The sequence below is a fragment of the Pseudomonas sp. Sample_21 genome, assembly GCF_004307525.1.
GTDB classification, from domain to species: Bacteria; Pseudomonadota; Gammaproteobacteria; order Pseudomonadales; family Pseudomonadaceae; genus Aquipseudomonas; species Aquipseudomonas atacamensis.
Window position 1 is genome coordinate 1 of sequence record NZ_RCNZ01000070.1, and the last position, 19,407, is coordinate 19,407.

General features: G+C 60.3%; 14 protein-coding genes and 1 pseudogene. 5 read left to right on the top strand and 10 right to left on the bottom strand.

The annotated features are described in order from the left end of the window. Together D8U71_RS12345 and D8U71_RS12350 are read left to right on the top strand one after the other, a co-directional pair. A pseudogene (locus D8U71_RS12345) lies at nt 1-2,190 on the top strand (insecticidal toxin complex protein TcaB2); the annotation flags it as partial. Further along, nucleotides 2,183-6,244, top strand: a complete 4,062-nt coding sequence (locus tag D8U71_RS12350; protein ID WP_130887861.1) for an Ig-like domain-containing protein — start codon at nt 2,183-2,185, stop codon at nt 6,242-6,244. The pseudogene D8U71_RS12345 and the gene D8U71_RS12350, both read left to right, overlap by 8 nt. A gap of 9 nt (nt 6,245-6,253) precedes the next feature. Here D8U71_RS12350 and D8U71_RS12355 read toward each other — a convergent pair whose 3' ends face one another. From D8U71_RS12355 to D8U71_RS12380, 6 genes are read right to left on the bottom strand one after another with little or no spacing between them, the layout of a single operon-like run. After that, entirely contained in the window at nt 6,254-7,582 is a 1,329-nt protein-coding gene (locus D8U71_RS12355; RefSeq protein WP_130887862.1) for a DUF58 domain-containing protein, read from the bottom strand. Further along, nucleotides 7,579-8,580, bottom strand: a complete 1,002-nt coding sequence (locus D8U71_RS12360) for a MoxR family ATPase (RefSeq protein ID WP_130887863.1) — start codon at nt 8,578-8,580, stop codon at nt 7,579-7,581. The genes D8U71_RS12355 and D8U71_RS12360 overlap by 4 nt, the downstream gene beginning before the upstream one ends. Continuing rightward, nucleotides 8,577-9,740, bottom strand: coding sequence for a DUF4350 domain-containing protein (locus tag D8U71_RS12365; protein ID WP_125917105.1), 1,164 nt, complete (start codon nt 9,738-9,740; stop codon nt 8,577-8,579). The genes D8U71_RS12360 and D8U71_RS12365 overlap by 4 nt, the downstream gene beginning before the upstream one ends. Continuing rightward, nucleotides 9,737-11,275 (bottom strand): DUF4129 domain-containing protein, encoded by a 1,539-nt coding sequence (locus D8U71_RS12370; protein WP_130887864.1) that lies wholly within the window; start codon nt 11,273-11,275, stop codon nt 9,737-9,739. Before D8U71_RS12370 ends, D8U71_RS12365 begins: the two co-directional genes overlap by 4 nt. Continuing rightward, on the bottom strand, nt 11,262-12,239 hold the full coding sequence (locus D8U71_RS12375; RefSeq protein ID WP_130887865.1) for a stage II sporulation protein M: 978 nt from the start codon (nt 12,237-12,239) through the stop codon (nt 11,262-11,264). Before D8U71_RS12375 ends, D8U71_RS12370 begins: the two co-directional genes overlap by 14 nt. Then, on the bottom strand, nt 12,236-12,952 hold the full coding sequence (locus tag D8U71_RS12380; protein WP_130887866.1) for an RDD family protein: 717 nt from the start codon (nt 12,950-12,952) through the stop codon (nt 12,236-12,238). The genes D8U71_RS12375 and D8U71_RS12380 overlap by 4 nt, the downstream gene beginning before the upstream one ends. A gap of 267 nt (nt 12,953-13,219) precedes the next feature. Here D8U71_RS12380 and sbcB point away from each other — a divergent pair, with 267 nt between their 5' ends. Then, entirely contained in the window at nt 13,220-14,650 is a 1,431-nt protein-coding gene (gene sbcB / locus D8U71_RS12385) for an exodeoxyribonuclease I (RefSeq protein ID WP_130887867.1), read from the top strand. A gap of 98 nt (nt 14,651-14,748) precedes the next feature. Here the strand turns inward: sbcB and mvaT are convergent, their stop codons facing one another. Next, nucleotides 14,749-15,126 carry a histone-like nucleoid-structuring protein MvaT gene (gene mvaT, locus D8U71_RS12390; protein ID WP_016773476.1) on the bottom strand — a complete coding sequence of 126 codons (378 nt, stop codon included), beginning with the start codon at nt 15,124-15,126 and terminating at the stop codon, nt 14,749-14,751. Between the two features lie 337 nt (nt 15,127-15,463). Here mvaT and purU point away from each other — a divergent pair, with 337 nt between their 5' ends. Both purU and D8U71_RS28360 read left to right on the top strand, forming a co-directional pair. Then, entirely contained in the window at nt 15,464-16,312 is an 849-nt protein-coding gene (purU, locus tag D8U71_RS12395) for a formyltetrahydrofolate deformylase (RefSeq protein WP_125925594.1), read from the top strand. 81 nt (nt 16,313-16,393) lie between these two features. Then, nucleotides 16,394-16,570 carry a hypothetical protein gene (locus tag D8U71_RS28360; RefSeq protein ID WP_177434899.1) on the top strand — a complete coding sequence of 59 codons (177 nt, stop codon included), beginning with the start codon at nt 16,394-16,396 and terminating at the stop codon, nt 16,568-16,570. Here D8U71_RS28360 and D8U71_RS12400 read toward each other — a convergent pair. The 3 genes from D8U71_RS12400 to D8U71_RS12410 are packed head-to-tail and all read right to left on the bottom strand — an operon-like array spanning nt 16,554 to nt 19,403. Next, the gene (locus D8U71_RS12400) at nt 16,554-17,552 is read right to left on the bottom strand and encodes a lysylphosphatidylglycerol synthase transmembrane domain-containing protein (protein WP_130887868.1); all 999 of its coding nucleotides are present in this window, start codon (nt 17,550-17,552) and stop codon (nt 16,554-16,556) included. The two genes, D8U71_RS28360 and D8U71_RS12400, sit on opposite strands and share 17 nt — an antisense overlap. After that, nucleotides 17,549-18,319 (bottom strand): polysaccharide deacetylase family protein, encoded by a 771-nt coding sequence (locus D8U71_RS12405; protein WP_130887869.1) that lies wholly within the window; start codon nt 18,317-18,319, stop codon nt 17,549-17,551. Before D8U71_RS12405 ends, D8U71_RS12400 begins: the two co-directional genes overlap by 4 nt. Continuing rightward, nucleotides 18,312-19,403 carry a glycosyltransferase family 1 protein gene (locus D8U71_RS12410; RefSeq protein ID WP_177434900.1) on the bottom strand — a complete coding sequence of 364 codons (1,092 nt, stop codon included), beginning with the start codon at nt 19,401-19,403 and terminating at the stop codon, nt 18,312-18,314. Before D8U71_RS12410 ends, D8U71_RS12405 begins: the two co-directional genes overlap by 8 nt. Between the last annotated feature and the right edge of the window lie 4 nt (nt 19,404-19,407).

Below are 19,407 nucleotides of genomic sequence, written 5' to 3' on the forward strand. Positions count from 1 at the left end.
GGAAGTAATCCGGGGTGGGAAATCCAGAATCCCTCTGATCCGGATGCCATTGGCTATGCCGCACCCGCGCATTTTCAGATCCTGATGTTCACTGACTATGTGGAAAACCTGATGGCGTGGGGCGATTGGTATTACCGCCAATTGACCCGTGACAGTCTGGTGGCCGCCAAGCTTTGCTACGTCCAGGCCGGGTTTCTGATGGGCAAGGCGCCCACCGCCGACACAGCGACTCGTTGGCAGACCGCCACCGTTGAAAACCTTCTGGCCCAGAGTGATTCACGACCGCCTCTTGAAGCGCTTGAAAATACGCAGGATTTCAACCTGGCGGATTACCCGATCGCTTCCGATACCCCGCCGATGCTGGGATTGTTGGCAAGCAAACCTTTTGAAATTCCGATCAATCAATCGCTGCTCGACCTGTTTGCAAGGCCGCAGCAACGGCTTGGTTACCTGCGCGACAATCTCACCATCGATGGCAAACCGCTGGACATATTGCTGTTCAGCCCGATGACGGATCCCAGGCAATTGCTCCGCGATCTGGCCGCTGGCAGCGCGGCCGGACCCAGACCGATGGGGGGGCGGCTGGTGGTCAATGCCTACCGTTGGCGTGTCACGTTCGAAGTCGCACTGCGTGGGGTACAGAGTCTGCGGGATTTCGGCAGTCTGGTGCTGCGACTGCTTGAACAACGCGACCGTGCCGAACAAGAAGAACTGCAGCAGAACCATCTGCTGGAGTTGGGCCGTTACGCCGAAACGGTGCAGGAACAATCCATCGCCCAACTGGAGGCGAATGTAACAGCGCTTCAGCAAAGCCGGGCAATGGCGCAGGAGCGGGCCGATGCCTATGCAACGCGTTACAACGAGAACGTTTCGCCGATCGAGTACCAGGTCATGGCCAGCCTGCAGCAGTCGAAAACATCAGCCCTGCAGGCCAAAGCCGTCAGAGTGGCAGGGGGCGTCATCGCGGCGTTGCCGAAAATCTATGGTACTTCCAACGGTGGCTTCAAGCCCGAACACGCATTCGATGCAATGGCTTTCGGTTTTGACGTCTCTTCGTCACTGCTGCAAATCGACGCCGACCGACAAGCCACGACCGAAGGCTATCGTCGCCGCCGCACTGAATGGGCGCTGCAACGCGATCAGGCGCTGGCGGAGGTGGGCGCAATCAATGCGCAGATCGAAGCGCAAAGCCATGCGGTCAACGCAGCAAGATCCAGCCTTGAACAGACGCTTCGGGCCAACAGTCAAGCGTTGACCATGTTCAACTTCCTCAAAAAACGCGCGAGCAATGCCGAGTTGTTCGGCTGGATGCTTGGCCAGCTAAAAGCCCTGCACTACCAGGCGTACGACGCGGTCGTCAGTCTGTGCCTCAGTGCGCAGGCTTCGCTGGCTGCTGAAACCGGCGATTATGATGCACCGGTCCCTTTGCCTCAGGCCTGGCTCGATCACCGTTATGGTCTGGGCTCTGGCGAACAGTTGCACATGTATCTGCTGGACCAGGAACGCAGGCGCTTGCAAAGCTACGAGCGGCGGCTGGAGCTGGTCAAAACAGTTTCCTTGCGGCAGTTGTGCGACGACGGCATCGAGCCTCAAGAGGGCGTGAGCAGTTGGGCAGATGCACACCAGCAATTGATGGCAACAGGTGTATTGGAGTTCAGACTGACCCAGTTGCTGTTCGACCGGGATTACCCCGGCCATTTCTGCAGGCAGATCAGTTCAGTGGAGGTGGATCTGCCTGTCCTGACCGGTCCTTACGAGGATGTCCGGGCAACCTTGCTGCAGATCAGTAGCGTGACGGCGACCCGGCCCACCACACAGTCTGTGCAGTACCTGCATACGCCGACCTCAGGGGTACCTGGCGATCTGGTGTTCAACCTGCGCAGCGCTCAGCAGATCGTTTTATCGGTAGGGCTTTCCGACAGTGGCCTGACCCACCAGAAACCTGATGAAGGTTTACTCAACCCGTTTGAATGCACGGGTGCGGTTTCCCACTGGCGACTGAGTTTTCCTCGACCGCTAAAACAGCCACAAGCTGCAATGCTCAAATCCTTGACCGATATCATTATCCGCGTGCGCTACAGCGCCAAAGCCGGCGAGCCGACGTTCGCCCAAAAAGTCACAGACCTGGTTACCAAGGCTGAAAACGCCAGTTTGAAGATGCCAGTCGAAGGAGCAGGCGACCATGAATGATCCCGTCGTGCAAAACAATCAGAATCTGGTGCTCAATGGTGACTTCAACGATCGGCTCAAAGAGTGGCGCCCCAGCGGGATGATTGGCCTGGCGAGAGAATTCTATGCTGACGAGTTAGTCAATTTCATGGAGGTCGGTGTCGGGGCTTCGGCTACACAGGTAATCAAGGCACCCAAGACCCCCGGCGCCCGCGCGGGTTACGAACTGACGTTTCTATGCGAACTGCGGCCCGGAGTTTCATGGTCGGGCGAATCGGGCTGGTTGCACATCCGCAAGAGCGGCGATGTGTTAATGAGCATCGAACTCACGGCAGAAGAAGGCCGGAAACAGGTGCACGAAGACGCCGGACTGGGGGCGGAGCAGCCGCTGGAATTCAAGCCCCGGGTGTATCAAAGATCACTGGACCAATTGGCGTTCGTCGAAGATGACGAATTGAGCTTCGAGGTCAGCGGTGTCCCGCGCAACGCTGGCGACCGTAGTTCGACAATCTGCATCACTCGAATCGACCTGCAGCTGAAGCTTGAACCGTTGCAACTGCAGACGGTGCGACTGGATGACGAAGTTCTGCCACCAGGCCAGACGTTACACCTTTGCCTGGGCGCTTCCCTTGGCGATGACCCGGACGGCTCTTTGTACATTGCGCATCGTCTGTCTTTTACCCCTGTAGACGGCAGCGTCTGGCTGGGTACGGATATCGCACTGATCATTCAGGGCAACCCATTGGAAGCAGTCAAGGCAACCCCTGACTGGGGAGTCGATCAACCGCTGCTGTCGCAGTGGTCGCTCGACTGCCCGGATATGGGAGAAGAGAAAAGTCATGACTTCACAATAAACCTGGTGAACCAGTACAACACCGAGCCTTATGCGATTGACGTGTCGCTGGGGCATCATCGATTGGCGCTTCGCGAAGTGCAGACCGCGGCGTATTACCCCGTCCTCGAGTATGCACAAAGCGTCCGGTTGGGCGTGCAGGTCCTTTCGTTCTACACCGGCCGTTCGCTTGATGGTCGAGAGGTCAGGTGGACGAGTATCGGGCAGGGCGTGCAGGGCACCGCAGTCACTGATGAACAGGGCCTGGCTTACTTCGATTTCGTCCCTGAGCAAGCCGGCGATTTTGTCATCACAGCGTCGGTCGACAGCGCTTATTACGGCACTGGCGAGGTGACTCACGAATTTCCAGTCACGGTGCTGGCGACCGACCCCTGGCGGGACTTGCGTTGCTTTGTCGAAGAGCAGGTAACCCTGTGGGACGCGACCGGTTATCCCAATCGCGGCACTGATTACCCCTTCATCGTGCGCTTGCCCGCCGACAGCCCTTTGCTGGCGACTGATCTATCGCTGCACTGGAGCGGCGTCGGGCATGAAGAGTTGAAGGTCACGGTCAACCCGCCACTCCAGCAACCGGTCGCTTTCAATGGCGACGATAGTCTCTGGACGCTGGCCTGCGAGGACTGGCTGGATGGTCGCTTCGAACTGTCATTGGTCTGCTCGAAGTTGTTACTGCCATCGCCGCGTAAACCCATGTCGCTGGCGCGCAACAGGGTCAGGATCGCTGACACGCGCGGCCCGAATATTTCGCCGGTTGTCGAGAACTACGAAAAGACCTTGATGCGAGTGCAGGTGGTGCATGTCACTGACAAAGGTGCCGGTGAGCCAGTAATTGATGCGTTCGTCGACTGGCAAACCCCCGAGGGTATTGTCAGGTCTCGTACTGGCAGTGGTGGCTGGGCCAGCCTGTATTACTGGCCGTTGAAGGCTTTGAGCAACGAGACGATTACCGCCAGTGTGAGAGCCTACGAAGGCGGGCCGGCAGATGGACACACGTTTTCGGTCACGGCGTTTGCACGAGACGAGTGGAAGGACAAGGTCAGGATCACGTTTGATGGCTTTCAAATTTCCAGTGACGGAATCGCTTGCAAGCGAGGCAAGACGCACATCCTGACGGTCCGTGCATATGAGAATAGCCCGCTGATTGGCGAGGCAATTACGCTCGGTTGGCGCAACGCAAAGCCAGAGATCGGGCTTGCGGTGAGCGACCTTGATATGCCGAGAATATTGCGCGAAGGGGAAGATCTGAGTTGGTTGTTCAGCTCTGATCGTATCGAAAGTACCAGCAGTATTTTCGAGGTAAGTTTGCTCACCGACACTCTCACGAACAAGGATTTTTCTTGCCGACTGTTATCACCTGACCTCCATGAAGAAATGACCGTGGTCCTGGATCAGATGACCGATCTCAGGGGGCAGCCGCTCTTTCCGTGTATTGGCGCTATACATCGCTATATCTTCCGCACCAATGCGCTGAGTCCTTTAGTGGGTATCCCCATGGATTTGCTGTGGAGGGGAAGCTCGGCGGCAGAGCTCGGAATCGAGTTGAGCCCACCCCCCAATAGCGAAAATGTTGTGGACGACAGCGGGTTTACCTGGACGCTGGACTGTTCAAAAAGTACCAAACCCGGGGTTTTCAAACTTCAGTTCATTATCAGTTTCTTTGGCGTGAGCGACATCAATACGATGACCCTGGCCCACAATAAAATCACGATCGAAGACGTCCGTGCATCTGCGGTGGATCCGGTCATTGGGCAGGATCCTGCGTGGATGTGGCTGAAGGTACGCTCCCCTTATCGTCCCGACCTCCCTCTGGAGCAAGTGGCTGTTCAATGGACAGCCGACGGCAGCACCGAAGTGCACGGGACGGGGGCCGACGGCTGGAGTGGTTTTCCCTTTGCGCCAACCACGGCAGGTGAGCATGTGGTGACAGCGGCGGTTATCAGCCCTTATGACCGTTTTGAAGAGCGCCGCTCCATGCAGGTTCTAGCGCTGGAAGGGGATCCGTGGGACGGATTCGAATACAGTTTCGACTCCCGACCGTTTCAGGCACTGGGTGAAAGCGCTGAATTCCCCCGGCGCAAGGGGCAGCACCAATTGCGCGTGAGTGCTCCGCCTGGCAGTGCGCTGCATGACCAATATCTGACACTGGGCATGACCGGCACCGGGCCGGCGGAATTGGGCTTGCGCTTCGAGGAACCACGTCTGGGTGATCCCAGGTTTTTTTCGGAAGCTGGAATGACCTATCGGTTCAACGCGGGCGACCTCAAGGACGGGAGTTTCGGCCTGCGCTTTGCCTCGGCGCGGTTGGCCAGGCTTTCTCCAGTTATTGCGATGTCGCTGGGGCAAGGCGCGCAGGTGGTAAAAATTGCGGATCGTTCGCGCAGCAGTCAGACGCTGTTTTGGGGCGAGGCTGTATCGGAGCGGATCACCATTGTGTCGGGCATCAGTGGCAGACCGATGGTAGGGATGAAGGTTGTCTGGCGCAGTCCGGACCTTGGTGAGGTGACCACCACTACCAACTTCTACGGTGAAGCGCGGATACGGTTCGTGCCGACAACACCGGGTGCGGCGCAACTGACCGCCACGGTGGGCGATGCGCTGTATTCGGAGTCGATTTCCTTAGCGTTTTTGCTGCACGAGCCCCGGGAGATCAAGGAACTGGTCAGCGATTATCCGAGCGGGTATCCGGGGCAACAGATGACCGCGCAAGTCCTGGTAGTGTCAGCGAGTACCGCGCAACCCTTGGCCAATGTCGAAGTGATGTGGGAGTACGACCGCACCTCGCTGCCGACAACCCTGACGGATGCCAAAGGCAAGGCAACGGCGCGCATTGTCTTGGACGGAGCAGGCGAGGCTGCGTTGCGGGCGTCGGTAAAGGGTGGTTTGGCTGGCTGGGTGGTAAAAACGCTCTGGTTGACCGTCACTGAGTGTCCAGCAGCGGTGGAATCCGTTGTTGCATCGCCTAATCCGGTTCCCTTGCAGACCTACGTCTCCATGACCGCGCTGATTGTGGCCAAGGAGGGGCGAGAGCCCATGCCCAGACGGAAAATCCTTGTCTCCACTAATGGAGCACCGTTCACTGAGTCGTTTACCGATCACAGCGGGCGATACCAGGCTCACTGGCGGCCGATGAGCCTTACGGATCAGATTTCACTGGTCGTCAAAGTAGAAAACAGCGACGGCACTTCGGACAGCGACGCTGTGCATGTTGCAGTCACCAACTGATCGAATCTGTCAGATCGCAGCGGTCTTTTTCCAACTCATGTAGCTTGTCACCAGTCCGGCCCCCAGCTCGGCGGGCCGAACATCCATCACTGCAACGCCATGGGCAGTCAGCCGCTCATGGAGTTGCGAGCGGTCATTGAGAAAATCGATGGTGCCGCAGTAGGCTAATGCTTCGGGCAGTGTTTGCACTGGCGTCTGGCGTAACGTATCCGGCGCTTCCTCGCGCAGGCTCGCCACCAGCACCCGATGTTGCGCGCTCAACCGTCTGACCGCGCCCAGCACTTGATCATCTTCATCGCGCAGATTGGTCACCAGCACTACCAGCGCCCGGCGCTTTTGGCGGGCCAACAACTGGTTGGCCGCAGCCTGGTAATCAGCAGGGAGCTGGGTGCTCCCGAGGTCATAAACAGCGTTGAGCAGGACGTTCAGTTGGCCGCTGCCTTTGACAGGCGCGACATGGCACGGCTTATCACCGGCAAAGGTACTCATGCCCACCGCATCCCCTTGGCGCAACGCCACATAACTGAGCAGCAGGCAGGCATTGAGCGCGTGATCGAAGTGCGACAGCTCACCATCGTGACTGCGCATCTGCCGGCCGCAATCGAGCAGGAAGATGACCTGTTGATCGCGTTCATCTTCGTACTCGCGGGCAATCGGCGTGCGCTGGCGGGCGGTGGCTTTCCAGTCGATCTGGCGCAGGCTGTCGCCTTCGCGAAATTCGCGCAACTGATGGAACTCCTGACCCTGACCGCGACGTTGTCGCTGGCGTATGCCGAGCTGGCTGAGCCAGTTGTCGACGGCGCGCAACTCACCGCCGTAAAGCCGGGCGAAGTCCGGGTAGACACGGGTCTCGTCGCGGACGCTGAGCAGGCGTTTGCCGAACCATAATCCCAAGGGGCTGGGCAGGTTGACTTCGCACTGTTCGAAGCTGAAATGCCCGCGTTCGAGAGGGCGCAGACGGTAGGTGAGCTGGCTGACATGGCCGGGTTGAAGCTCGACAACTGTTGGCAGATATTCAAACGCGAGGCCGTCGGGTACGTGGTCGAAGAAATTGATGTTCAGTGGCTCGGCAAACTCATGGGCGACCTCCAGCTTCACCTCTCCCCAGCGCCCGAGCGCCAGGCTGCCGGGCATCTGCCGTTTGATGCGCGGCGAGGGCAGGCGTCTGAGACGTACGGCGTCGATAACCGCCAAGGCCAACAGCGCCAGGAGCAACCCCCAGTTGATCGAAATCAGGCTCGACGGGAGCTCTCTGCCAAGTGCCTGAAAGGCGCCGAGCACAGTGCTGACTAACAGCAGCAGCGCCAGCCAGATCAGCAGCAGACGCGAGGGTTTCACAGACGCGGCGCCGGCACTTGATCGAGCAATTGCGTGAGCACCTGATCGACCTGCAGGCCTTCGATATCCAGCTCCGGCGCGATGCGCACGCGATGGCGCAACACCGCCAGCGCGCAGCCTTTGATGTCATCCGGGATTACAAACTCGCCGCCGCGCAACAACGCCCGGGCACGGGCACAGCGAACCAATGCAATCGAGGCGCGTGGCCCGGCGCCGAGGGTCAGGCCCGGCCAGCTGCGCGTGCTGCGCGCCAGGCGCACGGCGTAATCGAGGACCTGATCATCCAGCGGCAGATCGCTGGCAATACGCTGCAACGCCTGCACGTCTTTGGCTTGCAACACGGTGCGCAGCGGTTGCACATCGAGCATGTCGGCGCGGGTCGAACGACAGACCTGACGGACCATGTTCAGCTCCTGATCGGCGTCGGGATAATCCATGCGCACCTTGAGCATGAAGCGGTCGAGTTCGGCTTCCGGCAGCGGATAGGTGCCTTCCTGTTCGATCGGGTTCTGCGTCGCCAAAACCATGAACGGTTGCGCGATGGGCAGGGCGCGACCTTCGAGCGTCACCTGGCGCTCCTGCATGGCTTCGAGCAATGCCGCCTGGGTTTTTGCCGGGGCGCGGTTGATCTCGTCCGCCAGCAGCAGGTTGGTGAACAGCGGGCCTTTGCGCAGCTTGAACTGCTCGGTCTGCAAGTCGTAGACGGCATGGCCGGTGACATCGCTGGGCATCAGATCCGGGGTGAACTGGATGCGCGCGAACTCGCCGCCGAAGCATCGCGCCAGTGCACGCACCAGCAAGGTCTTGCCCAGGCCGGGCACGCCTTCGAGCAGCACATGGCCGCCGGCAATCAGCGCGGTCAGGACATCGTCGACCACCGCATCCTGGCCGATCAGCGCCTTGTTCAATTCATTGCGCACTGCCTGCGCCAGCTGGCTGGCGCGCTGGCGTTGCTGGGCGGCGTGCGTCACGCTGCCGGGCTCGATCTGTTCAGTCATAACGCGTTCCTCAAGGTTTGCAGATGAGCGACCTGACGGCTGAATTCGGCGCTGGACAAACGCTGCTTCGGACGTGGGCTCAGGGCCTGGCTGATGGCGCGGGTGGGTTGCCGGGTCAGGCGCGATAACGCCAGCCATTGCTCGGCCACATTCAATTGATCGAAACCGGGATGGCGGCGGCGGGCGCGGCGCAGGATGTCTTGTTGCAAGGCTTGCAGCAGCGCCTGCTGGCCGTTGTGGCGCAGGAGGAAATCGGCACTGGCACGCAGATGCTCCAGCAGCTGGCGGCGACCCGCTGGCGCCGGCATTTGCACCGGGCCGTGACGCACGCCGGCCTGCCACAACCACAGGCCGATCAAGGCGAGCAGGGCGACGATGGCCTGCGGGAAGTAGCGCCAGAGCAAGGTCCACAAGCCATCGTGCGCGGTGTTGTAAATCAGCGTGACGTCGGTGTCGGCGCTCAGATACCAGAGCAGCCAGGCGTTGTCGTATTTGCCGATAGCGCCGGTTTTCCACAGCTCGGCATCGGTGACCACGGTGATCGTGCCGAGGCCGTACACCCGTTGCATCATGTGCGTGGCTTTGGCGCTGTTGGCCCAGGCTTGCGCGACATTGTTCGGGTCGTCGAGGTGGAAGTCGGTGTCGAAACCGGCGTAGGCCGGCGCGTCTTCGTCTTCCAGGTACAGTTTGGTCAGTTTCGGGAAGCGGTCCTTTTCCACGTCCCTTGGTGGATCTTTCAAGTCCTTGCTCAGCGATTGGTGCAGTTGCACCTTGTCGAGCAGCAGATCATTGCTTTGCCCGGTTTGCGCATCCCACAACGATTCGGCGACGAACACCAGACGTCCTCCGGCGCGAGTCCAGTTCAACACCTGATCGACTTCACGCGGCGTCATCCGCGCGCGCTCGCCGAACAACAACAAGGTGTGGCTGTGCGGATCAATCTGCGGCAGCACCGCCAGGGTCTCGGCGTGACTGACCGCGAGGCCGCGCTCGCGCAGGAACATTTCCGCCGCCAGATAAGGATTGGCTTGCGCGGCAGGCGAGGGGCCGTGATCGACGGTTTCCTGATAGGGCCGGGCCTTGAGGTAGAGGAACAGGCTCAAGCCGCCCAGCAGCACAAGCGCCAGCGCAGCCAACGACCAGCCGATGCGCCGGTTCAATGCCCGGATCCTTTGCCGAACAATTCACGCCAGCCGTTGCACAGCTCTGCTTGCAGGTGCGCAGCTGGAAGTCGATGCCCGTAGGCCATGTTCTGCCAGTGAACAGTGAGGTTGCGGCTGTAGGCGAGCAGGTCCGGGCGTTGCAATTGCTCAATGCGGTTGAGGATCTGGCTCTCGGTGTCGGCGGCTTTCAGCGTCAGGTCGAAATCATGCAACAGATGACTAAGCAAGCCGCGATAAAGCAGACCCAGCGCGGCGCGAGGTTCGCTCAGCCACAATTGTTCGGCGCTGCTGGCAATGTCATCCGGCAGGGTTTCACGGTTCAGATCGAGGCCGAAGACTTGTGGCGACGCCGGCGGTTTGCTGCGCGCTGGCAGGTTCGGGCGGCGGCTGACGAAAGCCCCGAGGAATTCGCGATAACGCCAGGCCAGCCAGCCCAGCGCGGCAATCAGCGCGCCCCACAACAGCACCTCAATCACGCCGGCGAGGGTATCGAGGTGCCGACCGTCGAGCCAGCCGAGCAGGGTTTTCAGCCATTGCGGAACTTCACCCGCTTGCGCGTTCTCGGTGGGTTTTGCCGGGTCGTCGCCAAAGCGGTAACGGGTGACGCTTTCCTTGTTCTTGAACGGCGGTTGTTCGAGCAGCGACTCAATGCTGTCGCGCGAGGCCTGACTGGTCAGCGGCTGATTGAGCAACCGTGGAGCATCCGGCGCATCGCTGGCCCACACCGGTTGCAGGTTCGGCAGCAGCAGACACGCCCCCAGCAACACGCCGAGCACGCCGTTGTTCAAGCGCTGGCGCAAACGGCGGAAGACCAGCTCGATGTCCCAGGCTTCCAGTTGTGTGCGGCGGTTCAGGTACAGGCTGAAACCGCAGGCGACATACACCGGTCCCCAGGCCACCAGGATCAGCGCGTAAAAAACGTTGGTCAGGTGCTCCAGCCAGCGCCAGTCCTGATCGGCGGCTAGTAGTAGCGATTGCCAGTCCCAGTCGGTCTCGATCTGCTGCGGCAAGAGCATGTAGAACAGCAGCATCAAGCCGATCCACAGTGCGGTTTCCAGATGCACTCCGATGATCGTCAACCATTGCGCGGCGCCGCCGTTGCGTTGCAGCAGCACCTGCAGACGTTGTTGTCTGGCCTCGCCGTCGAGACCTTCGAGTTGCGTCACCGGCAGCACAAAGCTGCGACTCAGGCTCAGCCGGCGCCAGGTCAGACTCGCCAACAGTTGCGGCCTGAGCAGGCGTGGCCATTCACGCAAGGCTTGCTTGAGCGTCGGGGTTTCGCCGAACAGCGCTTTGGAGAGGATGTACAGCGGCAGGCGTTCGTAGGCCGGTTTCAGCCACCAGAAAATGAACACCGCCAGCGATGGCGAATCCCACAGCAACAGGCTGAGCAGGGCGAACAGCGGCAGGGTGACGATCGCCCAACTGCTCATCAACAACCGCCGATGCTGCTGGCTCATCAACACGCCCAGGTCCATGGCTTCCCAGGTCGTGCGCGGGCGGATCACTACGCTGGCGTCACTCAGGCGCATGGCGGGTCCTTCCGGCAAACAGCAGATACACCGCAACGGCCAGCCACAGCGAGGTGCCGACGGCGTATTTGGTCAGCGGCGTGACACTGGTTTTCGACGACCAGTAAGCCTCGATGAAGGCTGCGATCAACAGGAACAGCATGGCCCCACACACCAGCAACACGCTTTTGCGCGCGGCCAGACGCAGCGCCTCGCCACATGTCAGGCGTCCGGGGGCGATCAGCGCCCAGCCCAGCTTGAGGCCCGCCGCTCCGGCGAGGGCGATGGCGCTCAGTTCGAACGCGCCGTGACCAATCACGAACGACCAGAAGGTCTGGCCGAAACCGATCTCGCTGAGATGCCCGGCCACCGCGCCGATGATCATGCCGTTGTATAGCAGGAAGAATCCGCTGCCCACGCCCATCAGCAAACCGCTGGCGAATGTCTGAAAGGCGATGCCCGTGTTGTGCATGACGTAATAGCCGAACATCACCCAGTCTTCGCTGGCCGCCCGTTCGGCCGAGCGTCCGAGGTGGCCGGCAACGGGGTCGTACATGCCCTGCATCTCGCGCACCTGTTCGGCCGGGATCAGGTTGTAGATCAGTTCCGGGTTCAGATAAACCAGCACGCCGAAACCGATCAGGCTGCCGAAGAACAACAGGCTGGCGGCCGCAACGAAGCGCCACTGTTCGCGCACGAGTCGCGGGAAGTCCGCGAGGATAAAGCTGATGATGAGCGCCCCGAGGCGACTGCGATGCCGATAGAGCTGTTGATGGCCGCGCAGCACTTGCTGTTGCAATGAATCGATCAGAAAACTGCTGTAGCCACGCGCCTGGGCCAGAGCCAGATGTTGGCAGAGACGTCGATAGGCCTTGGGAAAATCGCTGACTTGCGCCGTATCCTTGCCGCGTTCGAGGCGTTCAAGCGCCACGGCGAAGCGCTCCCATTCGGCCTTGTGGCGACTTTCGAACAGGCTCTGCTTCATGGGGTCGGCCCCAACAAACCGCGCGCGATGCCGTTGAGTTCAGACACGGCCTTGGGCGCAGAGATGTGCAACGGCTGCGCCAGCAATGCCGCCAGCTCGTTGACCCGTGCGGGAGAGAGTTCGGCCTGACGCTCGGCGAAACCGAGTACCGCGCGTTGTTCGCTCAAGGTCAGCGGAACGGGGCAGCGACGAGGTTCGGCATCAGGCAATTGCGGTCGGCTCAGCGGCCGTTCGCTGTAAACCACCAACGTGCCAGCGGCTATGTCGCCGAGGCGTTTGAAGGTCGGGTGTTGCAGGCAACTGAGCGCACCGAGGAAATAGCCGAAGGGCAGTAGATCGACAAAGCGCAGCAGGTTGCGCAATAGCGAGGCCGACCAGCCGATCGGCGTGCCGTCGTCGTGCGCCACGCGCAAACCCATCCATTGTTTGCCCGGCGAGCGGCCCTGACGCAGCACCTCGAACAGCACCATGTACCACCAACTGATGGCAAACAGCAGCAAGGAACCGAGGCCCATGCCGAGCTTGCCTAGAAATGCCAGCGCGATGAACAGCACGCCGAGGATCAAGCCGCGAATGCCCAGATCGATGGCAAACGCCACCGCGCGCACCATCAACCCGGCGGGGCGCAACGGCAGGTCGATGCCTTCCGGCGTTTCGACCTGATGGCGCGTATCCAGCGGTGCTTTCCTTCGCGGTGCTGTGGGCTCGAGCATGGGCTACCTGATGTTCGCCTGTTCGGGGTGCAAGTGCGCCTGATGCTAGCAGCCTCTCGGGTGTGGGAGCGAGCCTGCTCGCGAATGTGGTGGGTCAGTCAGCCTGTGGGCAACTGACAGAACGCCTTCGCGGGCAGGCTTGCTCCCACAAGGGCAATCCATTCCAGTTGTAGGAATCTGGAGAAATTGCTGTTCGAGGGCGACCAGGCTGGCCGTGGCAGCCCTGAAACGCCTAGACTTCGCCGATCTTCTGTTCAGGATTCGCCCGTGACTTCAATCTTCTGGTACGACTACGAAACCACTGGCATCAATCCGCGCAACGACCGACCGCTGCAGGTGGCCGGGATTCGCACCGACCATGCGCTCAACGAGATCGACGAGCCAGTCAACCTCTATTGCCAGCCCAGCGAAGACATCCTGCCGCACCCGGCGGCGTGCGCGATCACCGGCATCACCCCCGGCCAGCTCGCTGAAAAAGGCCTGAGCGAAGCCGATTTCATGACTCGCGTGCATGCGCAACTGGCCGCACCGGGCACCTGTGGCGCCGGTTACAACACCTTGCGTTTCGACGATGAGATGACTCGCTACAGCCTGTATCGCAATTTCTTCGACCCCTATGCCCGTGAATGGCAGGGTGGCAACAGTCGATGGGATCTGATCGACGTAGTGCGCGCCGCTTACGCATTGCGCCCGGACGGTCTGGTCTGGCCGACCGATGATGAAGGCCGCGTGACCCTCAAGCTCGAACGCCTGACAGCGGCCAACAATATCGATCACGGGCACGCTCACGAAGCCCTGTCGGATGTGCGCGCCACCATCGCGTTGGCGCGGCTGATTCGCGAGAAACAACCCAAGCTCTACGAGTGGCTGTTCCAGTTGCGCAGCAAACAGAAGGTGATGGATCAGATCCGCCTGTTGCAGCCACTGGTGCATGTGTCCGGGCGTTTCTCGGCGGCGCGCAGTTATGTCGGCGTGGTGCTGCCGCTGGCCTGGCACCCGAAGAATCGCAACGCCCTGATCGTCTGTGATCTGCATCTTGATCCGCAGGGATTGCTGGACCTCGATGCGCAAGCCTTGCGTCAGCGTCTTTATACCCGTCGCGATGAGTTGGCCGAAGGTGAACTGCCGGTGCCGCTCAAGCTGATTCACATCAATCGATGCCCGGTTGTAGCGCCGCTGGCGGTATTGCGCGCACAAGACCAGCAGCGCCTTGGGCTGGACATGGCGCTTTATCAGGAGCGGACAGTGCGACTAACTGACGCACAACAAGTCTGGAAAGATAAAGTCGCGGCGATTTATGCCAGCGAAGATTTCACTCCCAGCGAAGATCCCGAGCAGCAGTTGTACGATGGATTTATCGGTGATCGTGATCGTCGTTTATGCGAACAAGTTCGAACGGCCGACCCTGCGCAATTGGCGCAAGAGCAGTGGCCTTTCGATGATGAACGTTTGCCTGAATTACTTTTTCGATATCGAGCACGCAACTTTCAGGACACCCTGGATGTGGCCGAGCAAGAGCGCTGGAAATTATTTTGTCAGCAGCGCCTGACGCAACCCGAGGCAGGTGCGCCGAATACCGTGCAGTCATTTATCGAGGCCGCCGAGCAATGGTCGCTTAGTGCGTCACCGATGCAGCGAGAGGTGCTCAATGACTGGCAGAATTATGTCCAGGCATTACGCAAACGTTTGAATCTGTGAAATCGAACATGCCCGGACAATAAATTACGGGCATAAAAAAACGCCAGCGCTGGCTGGCGTTCTTTTGTTCGCGGATCGCTCTGCGAAGGCGTTGCGGCTTAGCCCAGCAGGGTCGCCCAGCCTTCAACCACGTCGCCGCCCCACTTGGCTTTCCACTCTTTCAGAGTCTTGTGGTTGCCACCTTTGGTTTCGATGACTTCACCGTTGTGCGGGTTTTTGTATTGCTTAACTTTGCGTGCACGCTTGGTGCCGGTAGTTTTTACTGCGCCGCCACGTGGAGCCTTGGATTTTGCTTCTGGATCCAGCAGCGCGATGATGTCACGCAGCGACTTGGAGTATTCACCCATCAGCGTGCGCAGTTTGCCTTCGAATTCCAGTTCGGCTTGCAGTTTGTCGTCTTCGGACAGGTTCTTCAGACGGGCTTGCAGCTCTTTGATGGCTTCTTCGGTGGCGCGATATTCGTTGATCAAGGACATGAGTACTACCTTTTGTAGAATGCTGAATGACAGGGGACAGTGCCGCAATAATAGTCAGGCTGTTTCATCAAGTAAACATTTAGATCGGCTTTTTATTTAAATGAGTTACAGGAATTAGCCGCGCTTTGAATGTTCAGTTAAATAATGTGATGCAGTCAGCACAGATATTTACAGTTGTCTGACAAAAGCCCCGCTAAAGCGTCACGGTCTTGACGGAAGAGCTGCGTCAGAAAGCCGTTTCGCCATGCTTTGTCCCACCCGGCGCGTATGCGTACTGCAGTTTTCCTGCGCAGTCGCTAGAATGGCGGCCTTTGTGAAGTTCTGGAGTTTCCCCCTAATGCGCACTTTTCGGCTGGTGATTTCTTGCCCGGACCGCGTTGGCATCGTTGCCAAAGTCAGTAATTTTCTGGCCTCTCATAACGGCTGGATCACCGAAGCGAGCCACCACTCTGACAATCAAGTGGGCTGGTTCTTCATGCGTCACGAAATCCGTGCCGATTCCCTGCCGTTCGGTATTGAAGAGTTGCGCGAGAAGTTCGCGCCGATCGCCGAAGAGTTCTCGATGGACTGGCGCATCACCGACACTGAGCAGAAAAAACGCGTGGTGCTGATGGCCAGCCGCGAATCCCACTGCCTGGCCGACCTGCTGCACCGCTGGCACAGCGATGAACTGGATTGCGAAATCGCCTGCGTGATCTCCAACCACGACGACCTGCGCAGCATGGTCGAGTGGCACGGCATCCCTTACTACCACGTGCCGGTCAATCCGCAGGACAAGCAGCCGGCATTCGACGAAGTGTCGCGCCTGGTCAAACAGCACCACGCCGAAGTGGTGGTGCTGGCGCGCTACATGCAGATCCTGCCGCCGGACATGTGCCGCGAATACGCGCACAAAGTCATCAACATCCACCACAGCTTCCTGCCATCGTTCGTCGGCGCCAAGCCGTATCACCAAGCGTCGCTGCGTGGGGTCAAACTGATCGGCGCAACCTGCCATTACGTGACCGAAGAGCTGGACGCCGGCCCGATCATCGAGCAGGACGTGGTGCGTGTCAGCCACAGCGACAGCATCGAAGACATGGTGCGTTTCGGCCGTGACGTCGAGAAGATGGTGCTGGCCCGTGGTCTGCGTTATCACCTGGAAGACCGCGTGCTGGTGCACGGCAACAAGACGGTTGTGTTCTGATCGAGCACGCCACGCTTGAAAAACCAGGGGCCTGGGCGTTGAATCGCTCAGGCCCTTGTCATTTGAGCCCGAGGAAAAGCCATGAGCGATCCACTGGACAAAGCCACTTCCAAAGCCCCCGCCACCCTTGGTGAAGGTTGCCTGAGTCGTTACGACCCGGATGACATGAGCCCGGACGACGGCACCGGATTCCCCGGCGCCGCCGAACTTTGGGAGCAACTCCAGCAAGAGCAGGACGAACCTAAGAAGCCTGCCTGACGTTCATCAACTTCTTCAGCAACGGCTTGCCCAGCATCAATACGAACACCGGCCCGCCCACCAGCAGATAGAAGTAATACGTCACCACGCGCCAGATCAGGATCGCCGCCGCTGCGGTGGACTTGCCCACCATGGGTGCGAGCAGCGCGGCGGAGGTCAATTCTGCGGCTCCCGCGCCGCCAGGTAACAGGCTGAATTGACCGGCGCCGAGCGAAAGCATCTGCACCAGAAAACTCCATGCCCACTGCAAATCCGCGCCGAGCCCGCGCAAGGCCAGATACAGCACGCTGTAGCGCAGCAGCCAGTGCACGCAGGTCAGAGCAAAAACCTGAACCAGCGTTTGCCAGGGCAGTTTCAAGGTATCGGTAAATGCCGCGAGGAAGTGCAGCAACTTGCGCGCCCAGCGACGGCGAGTACTTGTCGTGATGTTCATCCCCGCCAACAGCCGCCCGCTCAGGCGAATCAACGCTCGGTGATAACGGGCGATCAACACGCAACTGAACAACCCCCCAAACAGCGAAACGGCGCTGACGGTCAGCAGCCACTCGAGGCGATCGCTGAGGTGCTGGAATAGCGCATAGATCAGAATCCCGCTCAGGGCGCAGAGAAAGAACAGCAGATCGCTGAGCTGATCCATGGCAAACACTGCGCTGCCTCGCGCCGGACGCACGCCGCAACGGGCGAGCAGAGCCATGATCGTCAGCGGCCCGCCGCTGCCGCCGGGCGTGGCGCAATACGCAAACTCGGCCGCCATCACCACGCCGAGGCTTTTCAAGGGCGCGACTTTTTCTCGCAGGTCGCCGAGCAACAAACGCAAGCGCAACGTATTGATGCCCCAGCAGAGCAGAATCATGCCGAACATGATCAACAGCCAGTTCAGCGGAAAACTGCGCAGGCGCGACCAGGTCTCGCCGCCGCCGAGCAGTACCGGAATCAGTACCGCCGCCAGCAGGCCGATCAGCAACAACAGGCTGCGCTTCATGCTGCGCGTTCCAGTTGTCCGCGCTGTCGGGCCAGCCAGTCGATCTTGGTCAGCGGCACGCGTCCCTCCGCCAGCAGGCGTTGCAGCGTGTGCAACCAGTAATCGCGAGAAAAGCGGTGACGCATGTCCACCGGATGCAGGCCCAGACGAATCACCGATGCCTCGCGCCAGCGCTGTTCACGCTGGTCGCTGACGATTTTCGACAAGCCACGACGCCAGGCACTGCGCGCACTCCACACCAGCCCCGGTGCATCGATGGAGCTGAAGTCGGGCAAGCGATAAAGATGCTGCGGATCGCTGGTGTAACTGAGCGGTAATTCGCGCAAGGCCTGGCGGGTGCCGTCGCTCATCAGCCAGGCCGGGGCGACGAAACCCTGCACCGGCCAGTCGTAGCGCTGAAACATGTCCAGACCCGCGTGCAGGCGGTTCAGGGCTGCTTCGCGGGACAAGCGATAGAACTCACCTTCATGGGTGTAGACCCGGCGCATGAACCAGTCGCGCGGAGTGTTTGGCATGGGTTCCTGATCGTCGTGGTAGTAGCCGTGCAGCGCCAGTTCATCGCCTCGGGCGACCCTGGCATCGAGCACTCGGCGAAACGCCGGGTTGGCGTCAAGCGCATCGTGGCGATGGAAATCCGGCACCACCAGCCACGTCATCGGCACATCACCCAAGGCATCGACGGCCTCGACGAAGGGCTGGTAATCCGCCCACGTCGAGGGCGCCACATCATGCAACACCAGGCAAACAGCTTTCATTTCTTCAACCATTGGCCACCCGTGGCAGCGTATGGCCGAGCACGGCGTGGTAGTGGCTGAGCAGGCTGTCGACCACGGTGTCCCAGGCGTAATGCCGTTCGACGTGCTGGCGCGCCTGGCGGCCGAGCCGATCGCAGCCGCGACTGAACAGCTCACGCACGGCGTTGGCCATGGCCTGCGGATTGTTCGGCGCGCAGAGCAGACCGCAGAAATCGTTGACGATTTCTTCAAACGCCCCGGCCGCCACCGCCACCACGGGAATGCCGCAGGCCATGGCCTCAAGGATGACCAGCCCGAAGGTTTCCTGGTCGCCGGCATGCAGCAGCGCATCGGCACTGGCCATCAGCCGCGCGACTTTCGACGCCGGGCAGAATTCGTCGATGACGCTGACGTTGTCCGGCACCGCCGCAGGCATCGACGAGCCGACCAACAACAAGTGATAGCGCGGACCGAGGCGTTGCATGCACTTGAGCAGCACCGGCAGGTTTTTCTCCTTGGAACCGCGCCCGGCAAAGATCAGCAGGCGGGTGTCTTCAGCGATTCCCAGCTCGGCACGCAAGCCAGGATCGCGGGCGGCGGGATGGAAAGTGTGCAGATCCACGCCCAGCGGTTGCACATGGACATTGCGCACGCCAAGCCCGATGAGCTTGTCGGCCATGACCTGGCTCGGCGCGAGCACACGATCGAAATTGCCGTACAGACGAGTCACGTAAGCCTCGACATTCGGCGTGACCCAATGGCCCATGCGATTGCCCGCCAGCAGCGGCAGATCCGAGTGATAAAAGCCGATCACCGGCACATCCAGCTGCCGCCGCGCATCCAGCGCTGCCCATGCGGTGAGGTAGGGATCGCCGACTTCGATCAGATCCGGCTGCAATTCCTGCAGGACGTTTCGCCAAGGCGCCAGGCGCAGGGGGAAGCGATAACCTTTGCCGAAGGGCAGGGCGGGCGCCGGAACCGTGTAAATGCCGTCATGTTCACCCAATCGCGCGCCGGGGATCAGCAGGCTGTGGCGAATGGCGTTGCGCTCGCCAAGGCGACGGTGTTTGGCATCCAGATAAGTCCGCACGCCTCCGCTGGCCGGGGCGTAGAACATGGTG